This window comes from Pseudoalteromonas sp. GCY, assembly GCF_016695175.1.
GTDB lineage: Bacteria > Pseudomonadota > Gammaproteobacteria > Enterobacterales > Alteromonadaceae > Pseudoalteromonas.
Genome location: NZ_CP068023.1, coordinates 2,461,123 through 2,485,902, shown reverse-complemented (window position 1 = coordinate 2,485,902; position 24,780 = coordinate 2,461,123). Strand labels below are relative to the sequence as shown.

Here is a 24,780-nt window from a genome sequence, read left to right as displayed (position 1 = left end):
TTCATATTATAGCGAAGTCAATTTAAAGACCAGAGCGTTCGCCCGAATTCTAGGCAAAAGAAAGGATTAGTGAGGTGCAAAAGAAAAGGGCTCACGCATTGAGCCCTTGGTATAAAGATTATTCTTCGATTTGTGTTGCCTGAATAGCAGTCAAGGCAATGGTGTATACTATGTCATCAACCAAAGCCCCGCGACTTAGGTCGTTAACAGGCTTACGCATACCTTGTAACATAGGTCCGATGCTGACAAGTTCAGCACTTCGCTGCACCGCCTTGTATGTGGTGTTACCTGTATTTAAATCTGGGAAGACAAATACCGTTGCTTTACCAGCAACTTTGCTGTTTGGCGCTTTTTTACGTGCGACATTTTCCATAATGGCGGCATCGTATTGCAGCGGCCCGTCAATATCGAGATCAGGGCGTTTCTTTTGTGCGATCTCTGTGGCTTCTCGCACTTTTTCTACATCTGCACCTTGTCCAGATGTTCCTGTGCTGTAACTGATCATGGCAACGCGAGGCTCAATGCCGAATGCTGCAGCGGAATCTGCAGATTGAATTGCAATATCTGCTAACTGCTCTGCCGTTGGATCTGGATTAATTGCACAGTCGCCGTATACTAGCACTTGGTCCGGTAGCAACATGAAAAATACTGAGCTTACCAACGACGCGCCTGGTGCCGTTTTGATTAACTGCAATGGTGGGCGAATAGTATTAGCTGTGGTATTTACCGCACCAGATACTAAGCCATCAACTTGGCCTTCGGCTAACATCATGGTGCCGAGCACGACGTTATCTTGCAGTTGCTCTGCCGCAACAACCTCGGTTAGGCCTTTGTTTTTACGTAGCTCAACCATAGGCGCAATGTACTTTTGCAGCTCTTCTTCAGGAGATAAGATAGTTACGTTTTCATTAAGCTCAACACCTTGTTGTTGGGCGATACGTTCAATCTCTTCTCTGTCTCCAAGTAGTACGGTTTTAGCGATGTTTCGCGCACCACAGATAGCAGCAGCCTTAATCGTTCTAGGCTCATTACCTTCAGGCAGCACAATGGTTTTGCTTGCTCGTCTAGCTAAATCAGTTAGCAGGTAACGAAACGCAGGAGGGGAGAGTTTGCGGGTTTTTGCGACCCCTTTGGCCAAACTTTCCAGCCACTCGCTATCGATGTGACGGGCGTTGTGCTGCTTTACGCGCTCGATGCGCTGCTCATCATCGCTTGGTACTTCCATATTGAAATTGTGTAATAGCAAAGAAGTGCGCCAAGTATCAGCCTCAGTAGCAAGGATAGGCAGACCTGTATCCATCGCTTGCTCACATAAGGTCATGATCTTCTCTTCTGGTTTGAATCCACCAGTTAACAAGATAGCGCCAATCTTGGTGCCATTCATGGCCGACAAACACGCTGCGACTAGGATATCCGACCGATCGCCCGGAGTAACCAACAGGGCACCTGGCGTAAAGTGGTTAAGAATGTTCGATACCGTTCTTGCACAGAAAGTAACACGGCGCAGACGACGGTGCTCCATATCACCAGCATTGATGATTTCGGCTTTTAAATAATTGCTTAAGTCGATAACTCGCGGTGCTACTAAGTCAAAGTCCCATGGAATGGCACCTAAAAGTTGAAATGGATGTTTTCTGAAAATAGGCAGCGATGCCAAACGGTTCATTTCGTTTTCGAGCTCTTCTGGTTTGTATTGATCAACCAGATCAGCGCGCGCTCTGCCATCTTCATCCAGCGGTGCATTCACTTTATTGAAAATACAACCCAATACGCGAGGGTGGTTTACACCGCCATAATTGCCAGCGGCAATCTCTAAGCGGTCTTCAAGCTCGTCGATAGAGTCATTACCCGGCGTTAAGACAAACACGATATCTGCACCTAATGTTTGCGCAATCTCGCGGTTTACACGGCCAGCGTAAGGTTGACGACGGGTGGGAACCATTCCTTCAATGATGGCAACTTCATCGTCTTGTACAGTGCCTTCAAAGCGCTCCACAATTTCTTCTAACAGGTCATCGCCTTTACCATCACCTATCATTTGCTCAGCGTAGCTCAGCTCAAATGGCGTGGGTGGGGCAATGGTAGAACCTTGCTGAACGATGAGTGTTGACTTTTCAGGGCCAACTTCATCTTTACGAGGTTGTGCGATTGGCTTAAAGAAGTTTACTTTTACTGCTTTTTGTTCCAGTGCTCGAACTATTCCCACAGACACCGACGTCAAACCAACGCCCGTTGAAATAGGAATAAGCATAATACGACGACCCATCATTACACTCCTTTAGCAAGCGTGGCTGCGTCGTTAGCAATCACCCATTCTTCATTGGTTGGGATGACCATGGCGACAGGAGAGTGAGATTCATCAGTGATCACACCTTGATTACCAAAGCGTGCGTTGAGATTACGCTCTTTATTGATATGCATGCCAAGGAAGTTAAGCTGGTTCACTACTTTTTCACGGATAACGTCAGAGTTTTCGCCAATTCCACCGGTAAATACAAGTGCATCTAAACCGTTTAGTGGTACCAAGAAGCTAGCAATTTGTTTGGCTAAACGATAACAGAAAATATCAAGCGCCAGTGTTGCTTGGGGGTGGTTTTCCTGCGCAGCTTCTTCAATCGTTCGGCAATCGTTAGAAAGCTCACTAATACCTAAAAGGCCACTTTGTTTATTCAACAAAGTGTCAATTTGCTGTGTTGAATAGTTCAGGTGGTTAACTAAAAACGAGAACAAGCCCGGATCAATATCACCACTTCGGGTGCCCATCACTAGACCCTCTAATGGAGTTAAGCCCATGCTGGTGTCCACCGATTTACCGTCTTTAATCGCGGTAACGGAACAACCATTGCCTAAGTGTGCGGTAATAATACGAGATGGCTTATCTTTTAAGCCTAAAATCTCAATGGCTTGCGCCGATACATAAGCATGGCTGGTGCCGTGGAAACCGTAGCGTCTAACACCATGTTCACGATATAGTGAATAAGGTAGGGCATAAAGATAAGCCGTTTGATCCATACTTTGATGGAAAGCCGTATCAAAGACAGCAACTTGCGGTAGGTGCGCAAATGCGGCTTGGGCTGCTCGGATCCCAAGTAGGTTAGCTGGATTGTGTAAAGGTGCCAGACTAGCCGTTTCTTGGATAGCAGTGATAACGGAGTCATCGATAATGACAGATTGTGTGAAGCGCTCACCGCCGTGTACCACGCGGTGGCCGACAGCAACAAGATTTGCGTCTAACGCGAGATCTTTAATGAGTTTTACAAGCGTTGTGATCGCAACTTGGTGCGCGTCACCACTATTGAGGGGCACGATTTCCTTGTTGCCTTGGAACTTATATTTAATTTGTGGTGATTGTTCAGCTAGGCGTTCAGCCAGACCTGATAATATCTCCTCTCCCGTTGCGTTATCGATGATCGCAAACTTAAGACTGGAGCTTCCACAATTAAGAACCAAAACATGCTGAGATGACATAATGACTTTCCGTTTTGACAATAACAGTTATTGCGTATTAAGCTTAAAGCTATAGCGCATATAAGCTACGCATTTAGACTAAGGTATAGTTGACAGTAAAGACGTCGATTTTACCTCATTTTTTATATAAAAGTTAGCACCTAGGAGTTATGATGCAAAAAAGTCTTATTTCGCAAGTGCAACTTGGACGTCAATACTCGAAAGAGTGGCCTATGCGCAAGGAATTAGCACCGTTGTTCCCCGAATTTAGGGTGATCAAGGCGACAGAACTTGCTTTAAATACAATGCCTATGCTGGCGGTGTTTACCCTGTTTTTGCAGACCAGCCAATTGGGTTTTCAATATTTGCCGCAAGCCATTGCGATTGCTTTATTCTTTTTATCGCTTCCTGTCCAAGGATTATTGTGGCTTGGTAAAAGAGCTGAAACGCCGTTAAATCCGGCTTTATACTCTTGGTATACAGAACTGCATCAAAAGATGGTTGCCAATGGCTACGATGCGCCCCTGTCCTCAAGAAAGCCTAGATACAGAGATTTAGCGAGATTGCTAAAAGATATGTTTGATAAAATGGACAAAGCGTTTACGCAAGAAAATCTGTAGTTTCTGTTTGCTTGCCTACCAAGCTAGTAGGCAGCGATTTGATCATAATTGGTGATCTGATGCTGTGTTACTTGCGCTGATATTCGTTTATCAAAAACGAGAGCGTAATTTCGATATGATCCATCTTTTGTAACCTGTCCATGTGTTGTTGCTTAAATTTCCATGCAAATGGCGTCATCATGATTAAGTGTTCAACACACTCAAATTCCATTTTGTGTGTTTGTTGTAATTTAGTTCGTTCAACCAATTCAAACCCTTGTGGTATTTCTGGTGCCTTGTGTAGCTTTACATTGTCGTAAATAAGCGACTTGAGTTCGAATAGATGGTGTTCACCAGGTGAGACGACATACAAACTGCCTGATGGTTTGCATAGGCGGGCGAGTTCCTCGGCGAACACTGGCGCAAAAATACTCACAATCACATCTGCAAATTCATTTTCAAAAGGAGCCTCTTTGATGGAGGCTACGCTAAATTCTACTTGAGGATAGCGTTTAGCTGCATAGCGGACAGCAGGCTTTGCGATATCGACCCCGTAGACTTTGGCATTCTCGCAGCGATTTGCGATTTCATGGGTGTAAAAGCCTTCACCACATCCTAAGTCCAGCAGGGTAGCCGGCGCTTTTTCAGAGACAATTTGTGCAAGCCTATCACGTAGAAAGTGATAATTATCGGTTTCGAAGAATGCCCGACGCGCTGCAACCATTTCTTGGTTGTCGCCCGGCTGTTTTGATTTTTTATTTTGCACGGGTAGTAAGTTGACATAGCCTTCTTTGGCAATATCAAATTGATGATTATTATTGCAGCTGTAGCTTGCACCGCCTTGATATAAAGGCAGTTTACACAGTGGACAGCGGTAGTGGGAGATCATTTGTCTAAGTATTCCCTATCAAAAAAAGTTTTTACCCAATGTGGGCGATATGTAATGAGTAAGGTGATGGCCATGCCATTTAACATGGCTTCAGGGAACCACATTATTACGGCAAAATGGAGATAATTGTCTGCCAACTGATACCAAGTATAGGCATCGATTGCATAATAATAGAACGCGCTTAGAAGTATCTTTAAACAGCCCACCGTACCTGCGAAAATAAACGCACAAACAAAAATATAAACGAAAAAGTGCCGCGGTAAATGATGATAGCAAAGGGCAAAAAGTCCATAGCTTAAGTAGACAGGTATCAGTGCTGTGAACAGCCAAAAATTACCAAACTCCACCAAGGTAAAAGCACTAAAGTAACTATGGACGAGACAGGCCAAAGTCGCACTCAACGCACCCAGCCGCCAACCTAAAATTAACGTTACTGCGGTTATTCCAAGAATATGAATGTTCAGCTCAGGTAAAATGCCTGCTTTTATTTGCCACAGTAGCGTGAGGACAACCGCACAACTTAATACGCCGGTTTGTCTGGCTGGGACTTGTAGTAATTGCTGGTATTCTTTGCGATGAAAACTGAGTAAAAATAACCCAAGGGCAGCGATAAACGTCACGTTTCTATCCAGTTTTTAAAATTAGTGATTTTGCTCTATGCCGAGCACTGTATTCACAGTCTCGGCGGAAAAAGCAGACGATTAAATGTCGAAAGTTGCCCAAATTGGTGCGTGATCCGAGGGCTTATCAATTCCTCTCAATTCGTAATCTATGTCACTTTCGATACATTTCGCAGTTAATGGAGCGGTTGCTAAAACCACATCTATGCGTAGACCACGGTTATCATCAAACCCTTTTGAGCGGTAATCAAACCACGAATATTTTTCGGTTGCATCAGGTGTCAGCACTCTAAATGTATCTTTAAAGCCCCAATCTAGCAGTGTTTTTAACCACTCGCGCTCTTCTGGTTGGAACGAGCACTTACCCGTCTTTAACCAACGCTTGCGGTTTTGCTCACCAATACCAATATCCGCATCCAGTGGAGAAATATTAATATCGCCCATGACAACAAGGTTAGATTGAGGATCGGCAAAGTCATTTAAGTGGGTCATGAGATCTGCATAAAATTGTCTTTTATACGGAAATTTAGTTTCATGGCTGATGTTATCACCTTGAGGGAAGTAACCATTCATAACGGTAACTTCGTTACCTGAATCACTTTCAAACGTACCGCTGATCATGCGACGTTGTGATTCTTCAGTATCCGTTGCGAAGCCTTTTTGGATAGCTTTTGCAGGTTTCTTGGAGAGTAGTGCCACACCGTAATGCGCCTTTTGACCATGGAAGTAAACATGGTAGCCAAGTGCTTCTACATCGTCGATAGGAAAAGCTTCGTCATGGACTTTAATTTCTTGCAGTCCAATAACATCAGGTTGGTGTTTTTCAATCAATGCCTGTAATTGATGCAGTCTAGCTCTGAGGCCGTTTATATTAAACGAAACAATTTTCATAGCGCTCTCTTTAGATTCTTGCTGTTATTTGGCAAAGTTTATCACTTAAAAACGAGAGGGTCAGCGCTTGGGTGAAATTACTTCTTTAGTCAGCTGAGAAGCATGTTGGCAGTTGTTAAATTTTGCACAAGTTTAGCGAGAGGATAACGAGGATTTTAGTTTAGTGTAAATAGATCATTAAATAACCAAAATTGCATGATTTAGCTGTTTACTTATTCGTCGTTGTAATTATAATCCGCGCCGAATCGTTCAATTGGGGTATATTATGCTTAAATCTCTCTCTTTCTTTGGTCTTGTTTCTTTGGTTTCTACAACGGCTTTCGCTTCACAGGTTGAGTTCACTCAAGCTGACGCATCACCAGCGACGAAAGTATGTGCTGTTGCAGCAGAGCAAGGATTCAGTGCAGCACGTAAAGAAGCTGCATCACTAGGCCTATTTATTTCTCGCTTCTCACCAAGCATCCACTGCAATGGTGAAGATATTCGTGAGTTTGCAAAAGCGGCAAAGCGCTCGCAAAAGCAAGAAAAGAAAGTGGAGCTAATCGCTGAAAAATCAGATACCGCAACTGAGTTATGCTTAGATGCAGTACGTCACGGCGTTAATCACCTACGTTTGAATAACCAACAGGTTCGCAACTTACGTTGTAATGATATGCCTGTTAAGCAATTTGTTAAAGAATTCAGAAACGCAGCAATTTAATCAAATTGATGCGAATAGAAGGGGCGTTCAGCCCCTTTTTTATTGGTTGTTATTTAGTTTTGCATCACGGTATTTGATGTAACAAACTAAAGCAGCCAAGCCCGCAACAGGGGTAGTAATCATACTTACCCAACCACCTGTGTATAAAATGGCCAGTGGCATACCAAAATCATAGCCGGCGACGATACAATCTGAACTAGCACTTTCTGCAACATGGCAGTGAAGAATTTCAACGATAAGCTCCGCAAAAAGTAAACCAAGCAAAGGTGTAAAGGCTATTAAGCAAAGGCTTATCGTTAATAGCTTCAATCTTTGTTGTGACATGAACATTTCCTTATTAGTCATTTCAGGTGATTGTGCGCCCGATAGATTAACCTAAGCTGATAATACCGATTTCACTTAATACATGCTCAATTTGAAGGCGTATATCCGACGCTAACTGCATTAAAACCTTCTCATTTAGAACAACTAAATAGCAAAATTTTTTCCTTGCCTATATGGATGTAGTTATCTCGCTTGCAAAACAGACAGAAACCAGCCAAAAATTATTATTTTAACGTAATGAGGGTGGTGGAGTTGTACAGTCAGGAGAAAACCAAAAGTCGTCTGAGGCTGAAGTCCATTCGTCGGCACATACACCTAGTTGCTCACCTTCAACATCGGCACAGGCATCGTGATTCAAGCAATCTTGGGTATATTGACCATCACCAAACATTGGACAACCCGCACCACATCTAGCTGCACAAAAGCCATGACCACCGACGATATAATTTTTTGTCTTTACAGACGAGTTGGTAATATCCCAAACAGCAGTCTTTGATTTACCCATATACGCACAGAGATCAGTCCAGTCTTGTGCACTGATTTTGCTCTCTATTTGCTGATCAATTGATTCACCTAATGGATAGGTAGATAAAAATTCGAAGAATTTTAAGAGTGTAAGTTTCGACTCGTTATCTAGAGTTGATTGGCTTTTCATAATCAAACCACTATTAAGCTCTACGTCATGTAGCATATTCTTTATGTCGGCACGAAGTGCTGGGGTATTAATAAGAGGTTTATTATTGATATCAGTACCAGTTATCTTAACTTGTTTTTTAACTTGATTGAGTAACAAAGCATAGTGATTGCCTTGATATTTGATAGATGCGGAAATAGTATCAAGCAAGTTATTGGATACTGAAAACTCGATTGGAGAATGCATGCCTTTCTGATCAAACGACTCTGTTTTAACGCTATGTTGAGTCTGAATAACTCCTTTAATCCCGTTTTCAGTGAGATAAATTGTAGTATTATCATTCATAGCGAAGGTCAAACTAGAGAACAAAAGTGCTGCCATAATGACAGGTGAAAACAGATATTTCATATTAAATCCTTTTTTAAATTAATAATCGTAATATTTAAATAGGAGAACTTCTGGTTAACCTGGTTTACAATTTTGTTTCAAGATGAGCGTTTGTCAAGTCTAAGCTATAAATAGTTTTGTTCTTTTTTATCTAATAATGAGTTGTTTACTTTAATTAGATTCTTAAAATAGTATCAGTTAATAGCCTTTACTGTTTAGCTTAATAAAACTATCTCCCACTTTTTTCCTTACAATCCTTTGCTATAATCTGCACAATTTTGATAATAGACACTGATCTCCAATGACATTTAGCGAGTTACAACTTCACCCGCACCTACTAAGCGCAATTACTGAGCTTGGATTTGCCTCACCCACGCCAATTCAAGAAAAGAGTATTCCACTTCTGCTCAGTGGTTTTGATTTAATTGCAAGTGCCCAAACTGGAACCGGTAAGACTGCTGCCTTCATGCTACCTATTTTGCACTCCATGCTGATAGGCGCCACGCAAGGTGAGAAATCGGTTAGGGCATTGATACTAACGCCGACTCGTGAGCTGGCACAGCAGGTTGCAGAGCATACTGAAAAGTTAGTGGTGAACACCAACTTAAATGTCGTGTGCTTATATGGCGGTGCAAATATTGGCCCGCAAGAAAAGCGCTTAAGAGCGGGTGTTGACATAGTGGTTGCGACGCCAGGGCGTTTACTTGACCACCTAATCAAAGGCACATTAACACTCAAAAATATTCAACACTTGGTCTTCGATGAAGCAGATCGCATGTTAGATATGGGGTTTATGGGGGAAATTAAGCGGATCATGCGCACTATGCCGCTTAAGCGTCAAACGTTGCTATTTTCAGCTACGGTTGACGATGCTGTGTTATCCCAAGTAAAGCCTTGGTTGAACGACCCTAAACGAGTAGGTGTTGAATCCCAGAACAGCACCGCAAGCACAGTTACGCAAACTTTCTATTCGGTAGACGAAGATCGCAAACGTGAATTGATCTCCCACTTGATTGGCAAAAATAATTGGCATCAGGTACTGGTGTTTACTCGCACAAAAAATAGTGCTGATAGCTACGCAAAAGAATTGAATAAGGATGGCCTTAAAACCGCAGCGATCCACGGTGATAAGTCCCAAGGTGCGCGTGACAAAGCGCTATCTCAATTCAAATCAGGTGAAATTCGCGTCTTGGTCGCAACGGATGTAGCAGCTCGTGGCATTGACATTGACTCGCTAAACTATGTCTTCAATGCTGAGTTACCCTATGTTGCTGAAGACTATGTGCACCGTATCGGCCGTAGTGGTCGTGCTGGACAAAACGGCCAAGCTACTTCGCTTGTGAGTATTGATGAACAGTGGCTACTAGAAGAAATAGAAATTTTCTTAGATGAGCGATTTGCGCCGCAATGGCTGCCAGGCTATGAACCTGATTTAACCAAAGAGCCTAAAGACACTCGCCGTAATTCTGGTAAGTCTAAGAAGCAAAGAGACAAAAAGCGTATTCTAGGAACAAGAAGCAAACGTAGAAGGAAGTAATGGCTTAGCGCTAAAGCTTATGTTTGGCTTCTCTCATCCAAACATAAGCTTCATTGGCCATTATTTGCTAGTAGAGGTTTTGATATAAACAGCTGCCCCAGATGCAGATAAAAACGATAATCGCGATCAACACGCCAGCAGAGCCCAAGTCCTTGGCAAGCCCCGACAGTGGATGGATTTCTAAACCGACTCTATCAATTGTTGCTTCAATAGCGGTATTCACTATCTCTGCAAACATCACAAACAGCGTTGCACAAAACAACATAACGCGCTCATAGAGTGAAAGTTCAAGTGTAAATAGCAAAATGATAGTAACCAGCAGTAGAATAAGCTCTTGCCGAAAGGCGGATTCATTTTTTGTGAGCCAATTAAACGCTCTAAATGAGTGTCCAAGCGCCAGCAATAGTCGTTTTGCTCCAGTCGGCTTATTGGTGTTATCAAAATGCATTAGTTTCTCCATTATTTGCGAGTAATTGAGTTCGACAGGTTGCGAATATGTCATTTTTAGACTGATAGGTTTTCGAATTAACTTGGGTTAAGCCAAGTAACGTATCGTAGATATTGTCATGGGAAAGGGGTTGCTGTTTTACAGCGTCAATGCAACCACTATAGTTTTTATTTGTTAGGCGGTTACTCCAGTAAATCATCGGGATCTGAGTTTGCTCTTTAGGTGCTAGACGATATGGAAAGCCATGTAAATATAATCCGGTTTCACCAAGTGATTCGCCATGATCGGAAACATAGAGCATGTTGACTGTTTCTGCGTCTAACGAAGACAGTTGTGTAATGATTTTGTGCAACACTAAATCTGTGTAAGCGATGGTATTGTCATAGGTGTTCACTAATTCTTGAGGCGTACAATTTTGGATATCGCTACGCTGGCAATCTGGGAGGAATTTTTGCTGCGTTTTAGGGTAGCGGCGGTAATAAGTTGGGCCATGCGAGCCAATCATATGTAAGACAACAACAATATTGCTTGTTTGCGCGTTGTTTATGGTAGTCATAAGTGATGGGATTAGTACCTCATCAAAGCAATACTTACCGTCGCACAGCGGGTTATCCTTGTTAGTATCAATCCGATAATTCTCAACCCGATTACATACACCTTTACAACTACTATTATTGTCTATCCAAAACACTTCGGCGCCAGCCCTGTGGATCACATCAAGCACGTTATCTTGGCTCTGAGCAAGACGGCTATTGTAATGTGCTCTATCTAGCCGTGAAAACATACAGGGTACTGAAATTGCTGTCGCTGTGCCACAAGATGACATGTTACTGAAATATTTGATGCCGTCCTGTTTAGTGTATTCGTTAGTATCTATTTTATAGCCTCCATGTGAAAAGTTGCTTGCACGTGCAGTTTCACCAACAACGACAACGGTAATATTAGCACCTGACTTGGAAGCTAAAGCAGGTGTTTTATCTAGTAATCGAAATGGTAATGGAGGATAAAAATAGTTATCTCTCAGGTATTTATATCCTGCAATATAAAATGAAAATGGCGTGATATAGCTTGCGACTTCTTTATTGTTTCTACCAACGGAGGCATAGTTTTGATAAAAGCTAAAGGCTATCAAAGAGATGAAGGTAATTGAAACAAAATTAATGAGAATAAAGGATTTTAGTCTTTGCTTTAGTGGCTGCCTGATTTTGTTTTTTGTCATTAAATAAGCAGGAATTAAACCCAAAGTTAGTACGAAAAGAACTAGATTTATATTTAAATATGAAAATGCTTCCCCCGTGTCTGTTTCAATAACGTTTTGCATCATGCTTTTATCAAATATGACGCCGTAGTTTATTGATGCGTATAGCAACACACTGGATAGCACAATGGTGATAAATAAAAAAGGCCGTACAAAGGTGATTAAAGAAAACCAACTAAATAGTAACAGTGTCATGAAAAACAAAAGCATAGGGACAGACGCTAAAAATAGCCAATCGGACCAGTCCTGTATTGTAGAAACATTAAAGACTTTGATAATAAATAGGCTATTAAAAGCAATGGTACAATAAAGTGTGGCGAGAACCATCAGGCTGGTATAGCTTGATGGGGAGATATGTTTTAAAAATTTAAACATATCCAACTCCTGACGAGAAAATAAAAACTAAGTTATCTTTATTTTCTATAGAAATACTTAAGAGAACCTTATGCTTTACTCTTTTAATCGATAAATTTGCTCCTGATAGGCCAAATTACTAAATAATACATGAGATAGTGCTTTTTCTTTCAAATCAGCGGTGTGCATTGTATTCACCAGTGGTTTTTGCATCTTAGTCGCCGTGTCATACTGCCAATAACTCACTTTGTTTCCTGGCATCAAAATGGCGGCTTTGTCATCTTCAATATAGGCAAAATTATCGTAATATTGCATCATCGCTCTTTGCACTGGGTATTGTTTGGTTAAGTCAAAACCAAGCATAGGCGTTGGGCGCTCAACCCCTATTAAAGAAAGCAAAGTGACAGGTAAATCAATTTGGCTAACCAATCTTTTATCTTGTTTTTGATTAAAGTCTGAATTCAAAATAACGGCTGGAATATGAAAAGACTTAATGGGGACGGGCTCGGATCCAAACACCCTGACATCATGATCTGCAACGACTAAAAAGACAGTATCTTGCCAATAACGACTTCGCTTGGCTTTATAAATAAACTTTCCGAGTGCATAGTCAGCGTACTTGATAGCGAGATCTCGCGCAGGTTTATCACTTTGGTGATTTGTTGGTAACATTATTTTTCCGTCAGGAATTTCAAACGGGTCGTGATTGCTAGATGTAAAGATCAAACTAAAAAATGGCTTTTCTTCTTCACTCAGCTGAGTTAGTTCTTTATCCGCTTGATTAAACAGATCTTCGTCGCTGGCGCCCCAAGACGTAACAAATTCCGGGTTTTCAATATCATCAAAGTCAACGATACGTTGAAAGCCATTTCCTAAGAAGAAGCTTTTCATGTTATCGAAGTGGCTTTCGCCACCGTAAATAAACTGTGTGGTATAGTTTTCTTTGGCTAAAATATCCGCCAACGTACAAAACTGTTGCTGAGACTTTGAAAGCTTAACGACGGAGCGTGACGGTGAGGGTACAAAGCCGGTGATCACGGCTTCAATTCCGCGAACCGATCGGGTGCCCGTTGCGTAGAGGTTCTCCAGCCCCCAGCCTTCTTGATACAGTTTATCTAACTCTGGGGTTAGATTTGCTCCCCCTAGCGAGCTTACAAAACGCGCGCCTAAGCTTTCTTCTAAGATAATCACTAAATTTTTCTTTTTACCCTGATGGTATGCCGGATTAGTGGCTAGGGTAGGAAGTGTATTTGAGATAAAACCTTGTCTGTAACTTGCTCTTCTTACTGTATTAAAAACCTTTTCTTTGGATAGCGAACCATAAAGCGCACTGGCACTTTTTTCGCTGCTCATATTTTTTGCTGCGAACGCAACACTATAAGCAGAGTTGATGGTCAACGAATTAACCAATGCATCTTGTGAGAAGTAGACGGTAGCAGGGTTTAGTGGTCTATGACCCAGAGTACCTCTCGCTAATAGCGCTAAACAGATAAGACTACAAAAAGTAGAGATAGCCATATTCCGTTTTGATGGCACATCGTTGCCAATGCGAGGAAAATACTTCAAGGTGGTTATTAAAGCCAAAGTACATAAAAGTAGGGTGAATATCACAGTGCCCAAGTGACCACTCAACAACATTGAAATAACTTCTTTGGGGTAAATCAGATACTCAATAAATAAACGGTTCGGTCTGATGTCGTATTGCAAAATAAATGCAGGAGTTGCAGCTTCGAGTAGTAGGACAAATGTAATACCCAATGCAATATACCCCGTTACTAGCGTAGTAAGTAAAGGCTTCAATGGTTTGCGTATAAAATAGTGCGTGACCATTAACAATAAGAGCGGTATCGCGAGATAAGCGGTAGTACTCAAATCAACTCGCAGGCCCGATATCACAAAGGTCAAAGGGTCAGAGCCAGTCATTCTCTCTAACATCCAAGCCGATAGTCCTAAACGGCTAAGCGTCAAAATCATCAACAAGGAAAGGAAAAACACCATGAAAGGTTTTGCATAAGGAGTCGAAAAGTGTACTTTGTTCATAGAATGTTAAGAATAGCTGCATTTATCACAAGACTATCCGACGAAACTTAAGAAAAGCTTAGGAAATCCTTCGGAATTGATGAAAGTTGAAGTTCTCTTTAGCGGATCTTAAGTTTGAGCAACTAAGCTATGTGACATTAAGCACTAGCCAAAGGTTTATTTATGAATGTATTACTGATAGAAGATTCCGAGTCCTTGCGTCGCAGCTTAACCTTAGGGCTCTCTAAACTGGGCTTTACGGTAGATGATACGGCGGACGGCTCTAGCGGTTTGAGTATGGCGCTGATGGATCACTATGATGTAATTATTTTAGATATCATGTTGCCCAGTTTGGATGGCATAAGTGTGCTTAAAGCGCTAAGACAACAGAAGAATGACACTCGAGTGTTGGTGTTGTCAGCAAAGTCACAACCTGAAGACCGAGTGCTGGGTTTATTAAGTGGTGCAGACGACTATCTCGCCAAGCCCTTTTCGTTTGATGAGCTGCATGCACGGCTATTAACGCTAATGAGAAGAGGGGCATTTAAACAAGATGGTGATGAAATCGTGCATGGTTTCTTAACCATTGATTTGCAGCTAAAGTTGGCGTTAATTGCGGGGCAGCGGATAGACTTAACACCCAATGAGTATAAAATTTTGGAATGTTTGTTTACTAATCAAAATAAGATTATTACACCAGAAAAATTGAGCACTTATATTACCGGCAATTTCGATAGCGTGTCGAAAAATGCCATCGAAGCTCACCTTTCTTCGCTACGCAAAAAGGTCAAAGCGCTGGGTCAATGCTTGCCAATTAAAACTAAACGCGGGTTTGGATATTATGTTGAGCAACTACCATGAAGTCGATCCGAGGGAACTTAGTTAGAACATTATCAATTACCATCACAGGTGTTGTGGTCGCCATTTTACTCGCAACAGATTTGGCTGTTGACTCTTGGATTGACTCACAATTCGACAAAGCGATGCATACAAAAGTTGGCATGCTGATGACGCTAGTCTCTGAAGATGAAGAGCATCTTGAACTACATTTTTCCGGTGAGTTTTTACCTGAGTTTACTGGCAATATCGAGCCCGAATATTATCAAATCTGGTTGAACGACCGAGTTTTTGCACGCTCTGACAGCTTAGATCTTTTTTCGCAACACGAGTTACCCTATTTGTCGTTATCACTTGGTGAGAGCAAAGTGGTAAATGAAACCCTGCCAGATGGTCGTGCGGGACGGATCATATATACCCGTTTTATTCCGCAGATCCATACCCTAAAAGGGGAAAAAAAATCTTTTGACGACGAACTTGTTATTGCCTACGCGGCCTCGTCGGAGGGGCTGGACTTTATTCTTTGGCTCATTGATATTGTTTTTATCGTGACTATTGTATGTGTTGTGGTATTTATTCGTGTCTTTGTGCGTAAAACGGTCGATGTTGGTCTCGCGCCGTTGAATAGCATGAACGCTCAGATAGCCAAACTAAATTTCTCTAAAGATTCAGACACCATAGTATTAGAAAAGCCAGTCTCTGAGCTATTACCCGTTGAGCAAAGCTTAAACCGTTTTATTGTTGAAAACAGACAATTGTACTTGCGAGAAAAGCGCTTAACCTCAGATATTTCGCATGAATTAAAAACGCCCATTACGGAGCTCATTAATTTGGCGGAAGTTATTTCACGTTTCCCTGAAGACAATGAACTGATGGATGACTTTGTGCCAGAAGTATTAAGAATAAGTCAGCGGATGAAAAGCATCGTCACCAATGTGATGTTGCTACATAAATACGAGCAGATAAAGCTACCAAAAGAAGATGTTGTTGATGTATTGCAAGTCGTCAACCGTTCGATTGGTGAGATCGCACTTGATAACGTTGAGATTCAGACAACTCGTTCAGAATGTCCAATTCAGACCAACTTAATGGCAGTCGAGAGCATCATTGGTAACTTACTAAAAAATGCCAAGCGCCACCGTGTACTGGGTTCCAAAGCACTTATTGTCGTTGAAAAGGGGGCGACAAATGGGATAAGTGTTCGCGTGAGCAATCGGGTTTCAGGCGAGCTCGAAAACGTGAATCTAGCACAATTATTTGAACCACTTTGGCAAAGCGACCAGTCGAGAAGCGCGAATGATTGCTTTGGCTTAGGGTTGCCTATTGCTAGGGCCTTTGCTGAAGCCATTGATGCGGAACTCACTGTTGCGTTGGAAGGGAGCACCATCACCTTTACATTGACCCTTTGAGGCGCTATTTAAAAGTGAGTTTCCACTGATAAACCAAGTTCCCAGCTGTCAACTTCAGGTTATTTACAGCTCCCCGGTAAATAAGCGTCGATGCGTTTTTCGTGCATATTCATCAGACATGCCACCAAGATAGTCTGCTAACACGCGCATTTGCTGCTTTTCATCGGTTGCTTGCTGGTACAATGTTTGGGTTGTATACGGCAATAATCGCATGGGATCACTGGCAAAAACTTCAAATAAATCAATAAGCAGGTTTTGACCACTAAACTCAATTTGCTGCATTTTAGGTTCACGAATTAATCTGCGATATACGAACACTTTTAATACTTGCAGGATTTCCTGAAATTCGGGTGCCATCTCAACGGTAAAATGAAGTAGGGCGGAGTCAAAATCTGAGTCTTGAACGGTGAGTTTACAGTGCACAATAAACAGGTTGACGAGCTCACCTATGGTATCTTTACGGTTAGATTCATCTTCTGAAAATAAACTCTCGCTCACGCGCTGTAAGTTTTGTTTTAACCAAGCAGAGTCTAACTTTTGTAATTCAGGCAGAGCAAAATCATGCCATGCAGCCTCATTAAGGGTCTCAGTTGCTATCGCATCTTCTAAATCATGAACTGCATAGGCGATATCATCGGCATATTCCATAATGGCGCAATCTAACGATTTAAACTTTGTCTTACGACGGAAGGTATCTTTTATCTCGGTTTCTTGCAGCTTTATTTGGTCGTTTTGAGAAAATGGCGAAAGGATCCAATCAAATACCGATTGGTCACATTGATAAATGCCTTTAGCAGGCAGCCAATCACTAGACAATATATATTTTCGACTTTGTGTTTGCGTTGGTTGGTGATACCAAAGTGTGTCGATTAATGCAGGATATTTAATAAAACCTAATAAGGTGCGGCGCGTTAAGTTCATGCCATAACCTTTAGTGTATGGTTCCAACTTGGTGACAATGCGCAAGGTTTGAGCGTTTCCTTCAAACCCTCCGTGATCACGCATAAGGTAATTAAGCGCTATTTCTCCACCATGGCCAAAAGGCGGGTGGCCGATATCATGCGCTAGACACAAAGTTTCAATAAGACTTGTCGAAGGAAAATGTTCAAATTCAGGGTGCTGTTTTCTTAAATGGCGCAGTAGACCGCTACCTATTTGCGACACTTCCAAAGAGTGCGTTAGGCGAGTCCGATAAAAGTCGTTGACGCCGATTGCCATAATTTGGGTTTTAGCTTGCAAGCGCCTAAAAGCCGCGGCATGTATGATCCTAGAACGATCTATTTGCCATGCTGAGCGATTGTCGTTAGGGCGGTTTTTTTGCTGCGATAGCAGACGCTGCTGCCAAGCGTTAGACGTCATACTTCTGTTCCTTTTTCTTTATATCTCAAACTCGTCTAAACTATGTACGATAACTGAACGAAAATTCGCGTTTAATTGCGGCTTTTGATATTATCAGCCGCTATTTTTGAATACTGTTATTTTGGCGCAATTTATCAATGCTCTATCAAACTATAGTAACAGAATAAAACTGTTATTGAGCGGGCTTGAGAAAAGTTCTTAGAGACTTAGGGAAAGAGACTCCGTTTCCAGAACAACGCCACTGCGAGGAGAAGTATGCAAGCTAAACTGATTAAACTCATTGTTGCCCTAGTGACCATTTGGGCGTTAATTTATCCTTTTATCCAAGATAAAAGCCCTCAAGATTCCACCTTAGATCAAGAGGATGCGGGGGCAGAGGTTGTACCTAAGGTGCCGGAAAAGCCACTCCATAGCGTAAAGCTACCCAATTTCTCAGCCATTCGTGACATTAAGGAAAAGAAAACGGCGTTTTTCGACTTTATTAAACCGCATGTAGAAGCCGAAAATAAACAGATCTTAGAGCAACGGGCAACGCTTGAAATCGCTCTGATGATGGTGCAATTTGATGAAACGCTAACACGCAAACAAATAGAAAAGATTGCGATGATTTTCACAAAGTATGATTTAAAAGGCGAAGCCATTAATGAATCTTCGCTCAAAAGAGCATTGCGCCGAGTGGATATTATTCCTAAAGAGCTGGCGCTGATGCAAGCTGCTAATGAATCTGCCTGGGGTACGTCACGGTTTGCACGAATTGGGTTAAACTTTTTTGGTCAATGGTGTTACACCAAAGGCTGCGGTATGGTGCCGAAGCGGCGAGAAGATGCGGCCGATCACGAAGTTAGAGCATTTCAGTCGGTAAGAGCCGCGGTCAAGTCATACTTTAGAAATATTAACACCAATGATGCATACAGGGAGTTGCGTTCGGTACGAGCAGAGCTGCGAGCTCAAAAAGCACCGATTGACGCGACAGTATTAACAAGTGGTCTTTTGAGTTATTCAGAGCGTGGTGAAGACTACGTGAACGAACTTAACGATATGATAAGGCATAACCGAGCGTATTTTGATGAAGAGTAAGATTGTACTTGTCCTGATAATGGCACTTTGGAGTGCGATAGCCTCAGCTAAAACGGTCACCTTTGCATATGACAGCTTTTACGACAGACTAAAAGTGGTAAATAAAGGCGAGTTTGAGTTTGCACGTGTGGGTTTTTACCTTGTCGATACAGTGAGCATGCAAGCCTGTAAAATTACGACGGGGAATATTGTGACCGAGGAAGCGAGCTTTCCACTGTCGTACACTGATGAAGCGCAACTTTTGTTACCATTTGACAAAGATTTGGACAAAGACAAAGCAAAAGTAGTGATTGAAACGAAGGGCGCAGACTCGGACTGCCAGCTAAAAATGCAGATTGAAGCTGAGTTATTTAACACAACATCTTTGAGCAGAGCTGACCTTTATAAAATGCAACAGGAATTTGAAGAGCTACTGGCTGATCTCTCTGGCTTTTTTATTAAAAACCTGCTGTCATTTTTGCTGCCTGAGCAACAAGGAGTCATTGTGACCTTTGGCAGAAGTCAAATTGTCACCGACGCTACAATGAAGTGTGAGTCGCAAGTCTGTCAAATCAGCGTCCCGAAGGCATGGTCAAACGACAATACACATTTTGCAGACTCTGCTAATGTGAAGTCAGTGCAACCTTGGCTAGCACTATAATTAGCCCATCATAATATAAAGTAACGTCTATAGACTTTAGTCGGAGCTATTCAGACTAACCAAATTCGTTGGACGTTACTTCATCCTTGCATTTCTTACAGATAAAAACCCTCTCTTATCACCTTTAATCCTTCTTTTGACAATAATTCATACTGACAAACAGCGATATCTATTCGTCGTGAATTTCTGCCATTAGACCCCCAAATTGGAAACTTAATGTTAAATAAATGCATTGTTAAAGTTGCTCTGGTGTGCTAATAATGGCTGGATTATTAAAAAAACTACAGTGTAATTATCAACTTAAGGGGAAACAGGATGACCTATAAATTACCACTCAGTGCGCTCTCTATTGCCGTTTTAATCGGCATGAATCAACAAGTTAAGGCCGAAGAAACGAAGCAAGTTGAACGTATTGAAGTGACCGGTTCTCACATTAAAAGAACAGACTTAGAAGGCCCGTCACCAATCCAAAGTTTATCAGCTGCTGATCTAGCTTCAACGGGATCAACTGACCTTATTGGCGCGTTGCAAAAGCTGCCGGTATCGGGTACTGGTACTTTTAGTACGCAAGGTAACTCCAGCGATGACACAGCAAATGGCGGCTCTAGTGTTGCTCTAAGAGGGTTAGGGGCATCATCGACGCTTGTATTAATCAATGGCCGCCGTGTTGCGGTTAGCCCATTTGCAAAAGATATCGAAACATCATTTGTGGACTTAAATACCATTCCGGTTTCATCGGTTAAACGTATAGATATTCTAAAAGATGGTGCCTCTGCAACCTATGGTTCTGATGCGGTAGCAGGTGTTATTAACATCATTCTTCGTGATGATATCGACGGTTTTGAAGTTGCAGGTAAAATCTCAGACACCGCAGATGGTGGTGCTGAAGAACAAAACTTTACCCTTCTTTGGGGGTCGTCAACACAAAATGGCCACCATAATTTCTCACTCGATTATTTCAAACGTGGTCACTTAACGTATGCAGATCGTGACTATACGGCATCTGCTGATCAGCGTTTTCGTGGTGGTAATAACTCATTAAGTTCTGCTGGTGTTCCTGGCAGTGTTGAAGTGATGAGAAGCATGTTAACAGACGAGCAGTGGGCGAGATTACCCGTTGTTCGTGTTGAAGACGATGGCACTCAGGTAAGACAGACTATCTTTACGGACGTATGGGGTAATGATAAATGCGATCCTGCTTTAGATATTGGTGATATTTGTCGCTACGACTACGCGCCACACATGACCGCAATTCCATCGACAGAGCGTATTAGCTTTAACTATAACGGTGTACAAGAAATCACCGACGGTATTGAAGGTTTTGCAGAAATTTCGGCGCAGCACTCTACAACTTTCATTCAAGGTGCTGGTAGTCCAAGCTTTACAGAACTATTTATGGATGGTGATAACCCAAACCATCCATTATTTAACGATCCAGACCATTTCTTACATGGTGTAGATATTTCAATGCGTCGTCGTACGGTTGATATCGGTAACCGTAAAAAAGATGTTGATTCTGAATACTACCGCGCAGTCCTTGGTGCTCGTGGTGAGTGGAATGCGTGGTCTTGGGAAATTGCATATTCTGCCATTCGTTCAAGTGCCGTTGAAAAGGGTTTTGATGGTTTTCCTAACAAGCTAAGAGCGCAGCAAGCGATTGATGAGGGTCTTTGGAATCCATTTGAACCAAGCACCAATACAGAAGCAGGTCTGGCGTTTTTTGAGACCACGACTACACGTTATGGCGCATCAACCATGCAATCATTAGACGGTACCATTTCAGGTGAACTGTTTGAATTGGGTGCAGGCTACGTTGCTGCAGCGTTTGGTTTCGAACATCGCTACGAGAAAATCGAAGATAACCCAGATAGCCAATACATCAGAGGCGAAATTTTTGGTACAGAAGCGACGCAAGCGAACGGTGATCGTGATAATACTGCGATATTCGCAGAATTTAGCGTACCAGTGCTAGATACGCTAGAGCTACAATTAGCATTGCGTTATGAAGACTATAGTGACTTTGGGACAACAACCGATCCAAAAGTAGCATTCCGTTGGTCACCTCTTGATAGCCTTGTGGTTCGTGGTTCTTGGGGTACAGCATTTAGAGCACCTTCTCTTGTGCAGCTACATCTAGGTAGAACAGACGAATCTCCAAGCGTGATAGACCGCGAGCGTTGTCGCCAAACTGGCGCTGATGATGATTGTAGCCCGTATGAATACACTGCGATTGTGTCTGGTAACAAAAACCTACAACCAGAAGAGTCAGAAAACTACAACTTAGGTGTTGTGTGGCAAGCGACCGATGACTTTAGTATCGGTGTGGATTACTGGAACTATGATCAGGAAGATCTCATTAAGAAAATTGGTGCACAAAAGTTAGTTGATTGTTGTGGTACCGATCCTAATTTGGTGGTACGTGCGCCTAATCAAGGTAGTACACTTGGTCGTATTCTGACTATTAACGACACCTTTGTTAACATTGGTGGTCGTGAAACAGACGGTTTCGATGTTAACTTAGCCTACGCATTAACTACACGTGAAATGGGTGAGTTTAAGTTCAATTACAACTTAACTTACGCACTTAACTTTGAAGAGCAGTCATTTGAAAGTGACGATCAAGGTAACACATTCAATGTTGCAGAAGATCTCAATGGAGAATACCAGCATCCACAGTTCCGTTGGACCGCAGGCATGGACTGGGCCAAGAACGATTGGCTTGCAAATATCAGCGTAAACTATGTCGATTCGTATAAAGACCTTGCCGATAGTGATGGCAATAAATATGAGATTGATTCATGGACTACCGTTGATACAAGCGTCAGTTATATTGGCGTAGAAAAGCTGACAGTAACACTGGGTGCGTCTAACTTGTTTAATGAGGAAGCGCCGCTTGCTCCTTCAGAGTCTATGGGAATTGACAATAAAACCCACAGTATCCTTGGTCGTCAAGCATACGTGAAGTTTGCATACCAATTCTAATACGTTAACGTTTATTAAGATGAAAGCCGCGCTTTATAGCGCGGTTTTTACGTAGATTTATAAAATACCGTTAGTTAATACACTTTTGTTGTGAGTAGTCGGCGTATAGACTCTGCTATATTTGCTCCAATTCCATCTACTTCTCTGAGTTCTGCATCGCTCGCCTTTACTAGCGCTTCAATGGAACCAAAATGATGGAGTAGCTTTTTTGCAAGCTTGCTTCCGACTTGCGGAATTCCTTGTAAAAAGAAAAGCTGCTTACCGTATAGTGTTTTTGCTCTGTATCCTTTTCGCTCAATTGCTTCGCTACGCTTTCTAATATGTTGTTGAGCTGAATATGTCATGAGGTTAACGGTTTCTTCTTGAGTCTTAGTTCGAAGTACTGGTATACCAAAAGTTAAACTTACACAAGCGAGTGCTCCAAGCACTGTTCTACGGTCAACTCTAGTCTTTGATAGGTCAGCTGAACTGCCCTCAATAACGATAATTGCAGTGTATGAAGAGTTTGCTAACCTTTCGCACTGGGTAAAGAGTCGACCGCCTATAATCGACACTATTAAATCTCTGAGGTGTTTTCTTTCAACAACCAGCCAGTCGTCAATGAGATAATCGCCACAAATTAAACGCTTTTTGTATATCCGAAGTTGCGGATGTTTTTGAAGAAGATATAGCATATCTCCTGGTTCCCGATCATCTATAACAATCGTAATTGGTTTCACAGATTATTTTCCTTTAATCTGAACTATGTGTTCATCAAGGTTAGTTAGCGTAAGGTGAAATGCAAGTAAGTGTCGCATAAAGGCTCAGAGGAAAGTTAGTGTTGAGGTAAAGCGAGGCGTAGTATTTATGTAACACGAAGTCAGCGCAGCAATTAGGATTGCCGCGCTAAATAGCTAATCTAGATATTTTTTTTCGAAGTGGTTTCTTCCAGTTCTTTTGCTGCATCTGGGTCGTTGAAAACATCAATATCAAATTCGTTTTCAGACTTAGCAACAACGCAAGTAACCATACAGTCACCTGTTATATTAACCGCCGTTCTTGTCATATCTAGCAGTCTGTCCACACCAATGATAAGCGCGATACCTTCAACTGGTAATCCAACTTGGTTAAGCACCATTGCAAGCATGATCAAACCAACGCCAGGCACACCTGCCGTACCAACTGAGGCAAGAGTAGCGGTCAAGATAACCATGAGATAGTCATTGATGGTGAGGTCTACGGCAAATACCTGAGCGATGAAGACCGTTGCAACACCTTGCATGATAGCTGTGCCATCCATATTAATGGTTGCACCCAGAGGGATGGTGAAAGAAGCAACCGAGTTGTGTGCACCTAGCTTCTTAGTAGCAGTCTCCAGTGTTACAGGCATAGTTGCACTAGAACTTGAAGTACTAAAGGCAAACATGCACGCGTCTTTCATCTTCTTCAGGAAGATGATTGGACTCAAACCCGTTAACAGTTTAAATAAGATTGAATAGTTAATAAATGCATGAATTAGCAGAGCTGCCAGTACCACCATAAAGTATTTGCCGAGCTCGGCGATTAACCCCATATCGATGGTTGTAAACAACTTAGCCATCAAACAAAATACGCCATATGGGGCGACATTCATCAATAAAGTCACTAGCTTAAGCACTACTGTATTTAGATCTTCAAATACGGCTGCTAGGCGAGCACCGGCATCTCCACTGAGCGCCATAGCGATACCAAATAGTAGCGCAAAGACGATGATTTGAAGCATGTTGCCATTGGCCATCGCGTCAATTGGGTTGGTCGGGAACATGTTGATTATGACTTGCACAAGTGTCGGCGCTTGCTTTGCGTCAAATGACGCGCTGCTTGGAATTTCAACGCCACCGCCCGGTGCAATGAGCAATGCGAGGGTGATTGCTACCGTGATTGCGATTGCTGTTGTGATTAGGTATAAGCCGATGGATTTACCACCCAAGCGGCCTAATTTCTTTGGGTCACTAAGGCTACATGTGCCACATACTAGGGAAATAAACACTAAAGGAACAACAAGCATTTTTAAGCTTGCAATGAAGATTTGCCCACCTATGTGGAATAAACCGTCAACGAAAAAACCTTTAATGGGGAGGTCAAAGAGACCTAAAGGAATAAGTATTTCTTTATTCTTACCTAGGATGGCTTGAAGAGTGAGGCCTAATACAACACCCAACACCATGCCTATCATAATTCGCGCCGTTAGGCCCATTTTTTGATTTTCTGACATTGTCCTAACACTATGTATCTTAAAACTGCTAAAGCTTAACAGGCTTGGCGCAGATGAACAGCATTTCACGACAGAAAATCTACCTAATCTAATAAAAAATTGTGATTTTATCGCTAAAATTGAGTTACTATTGAAC

General features: G+C 42.2%; 21 protein-coding genes. 8 read left to right on the top strand and 13 right to left on the bottom strand.

The window, feature by feature from the left end:
• Positions 1-118: 118 nt before the first annotated feature.
• On the bottom strand, positions 119-2,266 hold the full coding sequence (gene pta, locus JJQ94_RS16275; RefSeq protein ID WP_026001076.1) for a phosphate acetyltransferase: 2,148 nt from the start codon (positions 2,264-2,266) through the stop codon (positions 119-121).
• A 2-nt stretch (positions 2,267-2,268) separates the two neighbouring features.
• A complete protein-coding gene (locus JJQ94_RS16270; RefSeq protein ID WP_099028779.1) occupies positions 2,269-3,468 on the bottom strand; it encodes an acetate kinase in 1,200 nt (399 codons plus the stop codon).
• A 152-nt stretch (positions 3,469-3,620) separates the two neighbouring features.
• Between JJQ94_RS16270 and yfbV the strand changes: the two genes are divergently transcribed.
• The gene (gene yfbV / locus JJQ94_RS16265; RefSeq protein WP_010605045.1) at positions 3,621-4,067 is read left to right on the top strand and encodes a terminus macrodomain insulation protein YfbV; all 447 of its coding nucleotides are present in this window, start codon (positions 3,621-3,623) and stop codon (positions 4,065-4,067) included.
• 67 nt (positions 4,068-4,134) lie between these two features.
• Here the strand turns inward: yfbV and rlmA are convergent, their stop codons facing one another.
• The 3 genes from rlmA to xthA all read right to left on the bottom strand — a co-directional run bounded on the left by rlmA (position 4,135) and on the right by xthA (position 6,446).
• Positions 4,135-4,935: a 23S rRNA (guanine(745)-N(1))-methyltransferase gene (gene rlmA / locus JJQ94_RS16260; protein WP_099028778.1), complete on the bottom strand. Its 801-nt coding sequence runs from the start codon at positions 4,933-4,935 to the stop codon at positions 4,135-4,137.
• Positions 4,932-5,555: an energy-coupling factor ABC transporter permease gene (locus JJQ94_RS16255; RefSeq protein ID WP_045989339.1), complete on the bottom strand. Its 624-nt coding sequence runs from the start codon at positions 5,553-5,555 to the stop codon at positions 4,932-4,934. Before JJQ94_RS16255 ends, rlmA begins: the two co-directional genes overlap by 4 nt.
• A gap of 81 nt (positions 5,556-5,636) precedes the next feature.
• Positions 5,637-6,446, bottom strand: coding sequence for an exodeoxyribonuclease III (gene xthA / locus JJQ94_RS16250; protein ID WP_010373922.1), 810 nt, complete (start codon positions 6,444-6,446; stop codon positions 5,637-5,639).
• Between the two features lie 265 nt (positions 6,447-6,711).
• Between xthA and JJQ94_RS16245 the strand changes: the two genes are divergently transcribed.
• Positions 6,712-7,146 carry an exonuclease III gene (locus JJQ94_RS16245; protein ID WP_099028777.1) on the top strand — a complete coding sequence of 145 codons (435 nt, stop codon included), beginning with the start codon at positions 6,712-6,714 and terminating at the stop codon, positions 7,144-7,146.
• Positions 7,147-7,185: 39 nt separating this feature from the next.
• Here JJQ94_RS16245 and JJQ94_RS16240 read toward each other — a convergent pair whose 3' ends face one another.
• Positions 7,186-7,470: a hypothetical protein gene (locus tag JJQ94_RS16240; protein ID WP_099028776.1), complete on the bottom strand. Its 285-nt coding sequence runs from the start codon at positions 7,468-7,470 to the stop codon at positions 7,186-7,188.
• Positions 7,471-7,699: 229 nt separating this feature from the next.
• Positions 7,700-8,512, bottom strand: a complete 813-nt coding sequence (locus JJQ94_RS16235; protein ID WP_099028775.1) for a hypothetical protein — start codon at positions 8,510-8,512, stop codon at positions 7,700-7,702.
• Between the two features lie 280 nt (positions 8,513-8,792).
• Between JJQ94_RS16235 and JJQ94_RS16230 the strand changes: the two genes are divergently transcribed.
• On the top strand, positions 8,793-10,028 hold the full coding sequence (locus JJQ94_RS16230) for a DEAD/DEAH box helicase (protein ID WP_099028774.1): 1,236 nt from the start codon (positions 8,793-8,795) through the stop codon (positions 10,026-10,028).
• A 67-nt stretch (positions 10,029-10,095) separates the two neighbouring features.
• On the opposite strand, the gene JJQ94_RS16225 is transcribed toward JJQ94_RS16230, so the two are convergent.
• The 3 genes from JJQ94_RS16225 to JJQ94_RS16215 all read right to left on the bottom strand — a co-directional run bounded on the left by JJQ94_RS16225 (position 10,096) and on the right by JJQ94_RS16215 (position 14,128).
• Entirely contained in the window at positions 10,096-10,476 is a 381-nt protein-coding gene (locus JJQ94_RS16225; RefSeq protein ID WP_069022338.1) for a diacylglycerol kinase, read from the bottom strand.
• Positions 10,466-12,109 carry a phosphoethanolamine transferase gene (locus JJQ94_RS16220; RefSeq protein WP_099028773.1) on the bottom strand — a complete coding sequence of 548 codons (1,644 nt, stop codon included), beginning with the start codon at positions 12,107-12,109 and terminating at the stop codon, positions 10,466-10,468. Before JJQ94_RS16220 ends, JJQ94_RS16225 begins: the two co-directional genes overlap by 11 nt.
• Before the next feature lie 75 nt (positions 12,110-12,184).
• Entirely contained in the window at positions 12,185-14,128 is a 1,944-nt protein-coding gene (locus JJQ94_RS16215; RefSeq protein WP_236596494.1) for an LTA synthase family protein, read from the bottom strand.
• A gap of 162 nt (positions 14,129-14,290) precedes the next feature.
• Between JJQ94_RS16215 and JJQ94_RS16210 the strand changes: the two genes are divergently transcribed.
• Both JJQ94_RS16210 and JJQ94_RS16205 read left to right on the top strand, forming a co-directional pair.
• A complete protein-coding gene (locus JJQ94_RS16210; protein WP_099028771.1) occupies positions 14,291-14,968 on the top strand; it encodes a response regulator transcription factor in 678 nt (225 codons plus the stop codon).
• Complete coding sequence (locus JJQ94_RS16205; protein ID WP_099028770.1) at positions 14,965-16,353, top strand: histidine kinase dimerization/phospho-acceptor domain-containing protein; 1,389 nt, start codon at positions 14,965-14,967, stop codon at positions 16,351-16,353. Before JJQ94_RS16210 ends, JJQ94_RS16205 begins: the two co-directional genes overlap by 4 nt.
• 63 nt (positions 16,354-16,416) lie before the next feature.
• On the opposite strand, the gene JJQ94_RS16200 is transcribed toward JJQ94_RS16205, so the two are convergent.
• On the bottom strand, positions 16,417-17,712 hold the full coding sequence (locus JJQ94_RS16200; protein ID WP_099028769.1) for an anti-phage deoxyguanosine triphosphatase: 1,296 nt from the start codon (positions 17,710-17,712) through the stop codon (positions 16,417-16,419).
• Positions 17,713-17,967: 255 nt separating this feature from the next.
• Between JJQ94_RS16200 and JJQ94_RS16195 the strand changes: the two genes are divergently transcribed.
• The 3 genes from JJQ94_RS16195 (at position 17,968) to JJQ94_RS16185 (ending at position 22,411) form a co-directional block, all read left to right on the top strand.
• Positions 17,968-18,789, top strand: coding sequence for a glucosaminidase domain-containing protein (locus JJQ94_RS16195; protein ID WP_099028768.1), 822 nt, complete (start codon positions 17,968-17,970; stop codon positions 18,787-18,789).
• Complete coding sequence (locus JJQ94_RS16190) at positions 18,779-19,429, top strand: DUF2987 domain-containing protein (protein WP_099028767.1); 651 nt, start codon at positions 18,779-18,781, stop codon at positions 19,427-19,429. Before JJQ94_RS16195 ends, JJQ94_RS16190 begins: the two co-directional genes overlap by 11 nt.
• A gap of 315 nt (positions 19,430-19,744) precedes the next feature.
• A complete protein-coding gene (locus JJQ94_RS16185) occupies positions 19,745-22,411 on the top strand; it encodes a TonB-dependent receptor plug domain-containing protein (protein ID WP_099028766.1) in 2,667 nt (888 codons plus the stop codon).
• A gap of 74 nt (positions 22,412-22,485) precedes the next feature.
• On the opposite strand, the gene JJQ94_RS16180 is transcribed toward JJQ94_RS16185, so the two are convergent.
• Entirely contained in the window at positions 22,486-23,130 is a 645-nt protein-coding gene (locus tag JJQ94_RS16180; protein ID WP_099028765.1) for an ERCC4 domain-containing protein, read from the bottom strand.
• Between the two features lie 179 nt (positions 23,131-23,309).
• On the bottom strand, positions 23,310-24,644 hold the full coding sequence (locus JJQ94_RS16175; protein ID WP_099028764.1) for a dicarboxylate/amino acid:cation symporter: 1,335 nt from the start codon (positions 24,642-24,644) through the stop codon (positions 23,310-23,312).
• Positions 24,645-24,780: the final 136 nt, after the last annotated feature.

What these genes read in the sequence shown, in the direction of transcription:
- pta (WP_026001076.1), bottom strand. Translation starts at nt 2,266, where the DNA reads ATGGGTCGTCGTATTATGCTTATTCCTATTTCAACGGGCGTTGGTTTG.
- JJQ94_RS16270 (WP_099028779.1), bottom strand. Translation starts at nt 3,468, where the DNA reads ATGTCATCTCAGCATGTTTTGGTTCTTAATTGTGGAAGCTCCAGTCTT.
- yfbV (WP_010605045.1), top strand. Translation starts at nt 3,621, where the DNA reads ATGCAAAAAAGTCTTATTTCGCAAGTGCAACTTGGACGTCAATACTCG.
- rlmA (WP_099028778.1), bottom strand. Translation starts at nt 4,935, where the DNA reads ATGATCTCCCACTACCGCTGTCCACTGTGTAAACTGCCTTTATATCAA.
- xthA (WP_010373922.1), bottom strand. Translation starts at nt 6,446, where the DNA reads ATGAAAATTGTTTCGTTTAATATAAACGGCCTCAGAGCTAGACTGCAT.
- JJQ94_RS16245 (WP_099028777.1), top strand. Translation starts at nt 6,712, where the DNA reads ATGCTTAAATCTCTCTCTTTCTTTGGTCTTGTTTCTTTGGTTTCTACA.
- JJQ94_RS16240 (WP_099028776.1), bottom strand. Translation starts at nt 7,470, where the DNA reads ATGTCACAACAAAGATTGAAGCTATTAACGATAAGCCTTTGCTTAATA.
- JJQ94_RS16235 (WP_099028775.1), bottom strand. Translation starts at nt 8,512, where the DNA reads ATGAAATATCTGTTTTCACCTGTCATTATGGCAGCACTTTTGTTCTCT.
- JJQ94_RS16230 (WP_099028774.1), top strand. Translation starts at nt 8,793, where the DNA reads ATGACATTTAGCGAGTTACAACTTCACCCGCACCTACTAAGCGCAATT.
- JJQ94_RS16225 (WP_069022338.1), bottom strand. Translation starts at nt 10,476, where the DNA reads ATGCATTTTGATAACACCAATAAGCCGACTGGAGCAAAACGACTATTG.
- JJQ94_RS16220 (WP_099028773.1), bottom strand. Translation starts at nt 12,109, where the DNA reads ATGTTTAAATTTTTAAAACATATCTCCCCATCAAGCTATACCAGCCTG.
- JJQ94_RS16215 (WP_236596494.1), bottom strand. Translation starts at nt 14,128, where the DNA reads ATGAACAAAGTACACTTTTCGACTCCTTATGCAAAACCTTTCATGGTG.
- JJQ94_RS16210 (WP_099028771.1), top strand. Translation starts at nt 14,291, where the DNA reads ATGAATGTATTACTGATAGAAGATTCCGAGTCCTTGCGTCGCAGCTTA.
- JJQ94_RS16205 (WP_099028770.1), top strand. Translation starts at nt 14,965, where the DNA reads ATGAAGTCGATCCGAGGGAACTTAGTTAGAACATTATCAATTACCATC.
- JJQ94_RS16200 (WP_099028769.1), bottom strand. Translation starts at nt 17,712, where the DNA reads ATGACGTCTAACGCTTGGCAGCAGCGTCTGCTATCGCAGCAAAAAAAC.
- JJQ94_RS16195 (WP_099028768.1), top strand. Translation starts at nt 17,968, where the DNA reads ATGCAAGCTAAACTGATTAAACTCATTGTTGCCCTAGTGACCATTTGG.
- JJQ94_RS16190 (WP_099028767.1), top strand. Translation starts at nt 18,779, where the DNA reads ATGAAGAGTAAGATTGTACTTGTCCTGATAATGGCACTTTGGAGTGCG.
- JJQ94_RS16185 (WP_099028766.1), top strand. Translation starts at nt 19,745, where the DNA reads ATGACCTATAAATTACCACTCAGTGCGCTCTCTATTGCCGTTTTAATC.
- JJQ94_RS16175 (WP_099028764.1), bottom strand. Translation starts at nt 24,644, where the DNA reads ATGTCAGAAAATCAAAAAATGGGCCTAACGGCGCGAATTATGATAGGC.